Consider the following 2,982-nt stretch of genomic DNA (forward strand, 5'->3'; position numbering starts at 1 on the left):
AGATGATCGGTTCCCACGCGCCGGCCTGCCTTCGAGCCGTGGCGGCTATCTGGGCCGACCACCCCGACTACCGAGAGGAATGGACGCTATGAGCGAGCGCATGACGGCCCGTGTGGGCTGCTGTTCGGCGACGAGGCGTTCATCAACACGGCGCACACCGGAGAGGAGCCGGAGCGGGTACCGGTGGAGCGCCTCGTCGCCGACACCGGCATTCCGCGTGACCAGCTGCCCGGTGCGCGGGTGATCGCTGTGCTGGGTGATGACGGCCAGCTGGAGCGTTTCGAGCGGGCGTGATGGGGACGGGGCGGCTGCTGGGGCCGTCCCGCCGGGCCGCGCTCACAGCTGGTACGGCGCCACCGTCACGCAGGCCCTCGAGGGCCGCCGCAGCTGCCGCGAGGCCCACGACTGAGGCGCCCACCAGCCCGCATTCGCGAACGGGTGACGAGCGCCTCCCCCAAGGGGGCTCGACACGCTCCAAGGTGCCTCGCTCGACTCGCCACCCATGCGAGACTGAGCCCCGGCGCCGCCCCGGCACACAAGCTGGCTCCCGTCAGGGCCGCCCCGTAACCCTCACCCGCGGGGCGGGCCCGCCAGGAGCCATCCAGCAGTCAGCCCGCCGCCCTGGCACGGCCACACCTCGGGACCACCGCCGTGCCACTCGATGAGGTCCGATTCGGCCACGTCCAGCTCATCCCCGCCCACCAGCCCGGCGTGTTGCAGGAACACCATCAACTCGTGCAGCGAGGACGCCGTGCCCAGGAACGCGTTATCGACGCGCACGCGGCGGCCGCCCGATCCGCAGGGCGCCGCCACGGTCACGCAATACTTCACCATGACTCCACCTTCCACCCGTAAGGGCCTGACCGCGTTCCGAGGTCAGATCTGCGAAATCCGAGCGAAAGGCTCACCCCGTTACTGAGAGGAATGACAGCCATGACCACCGACCGCGTTACTGTCCGCGTCCTGCTGCTGTCCGGCGACCAGGCAGAGCTCGTCGACCACACGTCGCCCGCAGCGAGCACCGAACCGAGGCGCTACCCGGCCACTGAGATCGCCTCCGCCATCGGCGTCGAGATCGATGATCTGCCGGGCGCGTGGCTGACCGCGGAGGTGGGCGACCATGGTCAGCTGTTCGGCTGGCAGTTCGCCTGACTCGCGAGCCCACGTCAGTGCGGGCGCACCGGACGGCCGTGCTCAGACTGAAATGTGTGAACGGAGCGAGCCGGGGCAGGCGCGGCTTGTGCCATCGGTCCATCCAGAGTTCTTCGTGCAGGTGAAGAGCACCCTCATTCAAGCGGGCTTCCAGCTCGTCGCCGACGACGACCACCGTCAGGCAGGCCTGCAGGTGACCCGTGTCCCTATCGGGGCCCTCATCGAGTGGAAGGCCTCCGACGGCTTCAACGCTCTGGCTGCGGAACAGCCCGGAACCTCACACAACAGCATGCTGGCCATCGTGCAGACGGCCGTCTCCGAGCTGCTGGTCCAACACGGGCACACGGTGACGGAAGCCCTGCACGGTGCCCTGCTCGTCATCGCCAACAGTTCCCGGCCGTCCGACCAATGACCGTTCCCCCCGCCCCGCCGCGTTGAAGGCCTGGGCGCCCAGCCACGTGTGAGACGCGCAGCCGGCTTGTCTCTTGCGTGCAGGGGTAGACCCGTCACGGAGGCTACCGGGTCTGCCCCTGCACGCTGGCGCCCGTGATCTCTCCCCAAAGAGCAGGCGCAGTGACCCACGTCCCTGGGCCACTGCCTTCAGCGTGGCGTGACTCCGCGGTGTCACGGGTCGCAGCGGCCTATCGCGAGGTCAACACACTGATGAAGAGCAGCGCTGATTTGTGCCACAACCTGATCACAGTGCCTTCACTGTTACCTCGGGCCGCGTCACTGTGTGCCCTTACTCCACGACACGCCCGCCGGATGGGGCCGAACAGCAGCGCCGTCGGCTGCGCACTGCTACGTGCCGCCCGATGAAGGAGAGACCTGGCAAGCGGGCACCCTCGCCGTAGCCTGGCGGAGGTCATGCGGGCCCGCCCGTGGTCTGCCTGTGCCATCAAACCGTGAGCGTGTACCGCCGCAGTCTGAGCGGCCTGGGTCACTTGAGCCTGGCCGCCAAGATCCAGCGTCAGCTGCTGCCCTCGGCCTCCTGCTGCGAGGCGGCCGAGTTCGTTCTGGCCGGGGCCTTGGTGCCCGCCGACGAGATCGCCGGTGACACCTACGACTACACGCTTGACCGGGACACCCTGCATGTGTCGGTCACCGACGCCATGGGCCACGACCTCGACGCTGCCCTCATGGCTACCCTCCTGGTCAACGCCTCTCGCCGCGCCCGCCGCGCCGGGGCCGGTCTCGCGGAACAGGCCCGCCAGACCCACCAGGCCCTCCTCGACCATGGCCGGCACACCTTCGCCACCGGCCAGTCGCCGCGTGTCGCCCTGGACGGCAGCGGCGCACACCTTGTCAACGCCGGCCACCTCTGGCCGTTGCGCCTGCGCGACGGCACTGTCGACGAAGTCCACCTGGAGATCAATCTGCCATTCGGCGTCTCCGCACAAGGCACCTACCGCGTCCAGAACATCGGTCTACGTGCGAGTGACCGCCTGGTCCTCTACACCGACGGCATGCAAGAACGCCAGGCAAAGACCATGGACCTACCCGGCCTGATCCGTGACACCGCCTCCGAGCATCCCCGCGAAGTCGTGCGCAACCTGACCGCCACGGTCATCGACGCCCGCAACGGACACCTTCAGGACGACGCCACCGTGCTGTGCCTGGACTGGAACGGCCCCCGCCACGGTGGGCGCAGCGCCCAGGCCGGAGCCGACGCCTGACCCGGACCACAGGCCCAGCCACACGTCATCGCCCAGCCAACGGCAGCATCGGCCGCCCCCTAGGGCGTGTATTGAGTCGTGATCAATGAGCGGTCCGGGTGAGGTCTTTGATCCAGATCATCGAGGCGCGCAGGTGGAGGCCGGCGAGGTAGCT

4 protein-coding genes and 1 pseudogene are annotated in these 2,982 nt (G+C 68.8%); 4 read left to right on the forward strand and 1 reads right to left on the reverse strand.

The window, feature by feature from the left end; translation table 11 throughout:
- The first annotated feature begins 2 nt into the window (after positions 1-2).
- The gene (locus ACWDA7_RS51710; protein ID WP_450609650.1) at positions 3-92 is read left to right on the forward strand and encodes a DUF6221 family protein; all 90 of its coding nucleotides are present in this window, start codon (positions 3-5) and stop codon (positions 90-92) included.
- A gap of 478 nt (positions 93-570) precedes the next feature.
- Here ACWDA7_RS51710 and ACWDA7_RS51715 read toward each other — a convergent pair whose 3' ends face one another.
- On the reverse strand, positions 571-834 hold the full coding sequence (locus ACWDA7_RS51715; protein WP_450615031.1) for a hypothetical protein: 264 nt from the start codon (positions 832-834) through the stop codon (positions 571-573).
- Positions 835-933: 99 nt separating this feature from the next.
- On the opposite strand from ACWDA7_RS51715, the gene ACWDA7_RS51720 reads away from it, so the two are divergent.
- From ACWDA7_RS51720 to ACWDA7_RS51730, 3 genes and pseudogenes are all read left to right on the forward strand, one after another.
- Positions 934-1,152, forward strand: coding sequence for a hypothetical protein (locus ACWDA7_RS51720; RefSeq protein ID WP_450615033.1), 219 nt, complete (start codon positions 934-936; stop codon positions 1,150-1,152).
- 121 nt (positions 1,153-1,273) lie between these two features.
- The gene (locus tag ACWDA7_RS51725) at positions 1,274-1,564 is read left to right on the forward strand and encodes a hypothetical protein (protein ID WP_450615035.1); all 291 of its coding nucleotides are present in this window, start codon (positions 1,274-1,276) and stop codon (positions 1,562-1,564) included.
- Between the two features lie 532 nt (positions 1,565-2,096).
- A pseudogene (locus ACWDA7_RS51730) lies at positions 2,097-2,828 on the forward strand (PP2C family protein-serine/threonine phosphatase); the annotation flags it as partial.
- Between the last annotated feature and the right edge of the window lie 154 nt (positions 2,829-2,982).

The organism is Streptomyces sp. NPDC001156, from assembly GCF_053598275.1.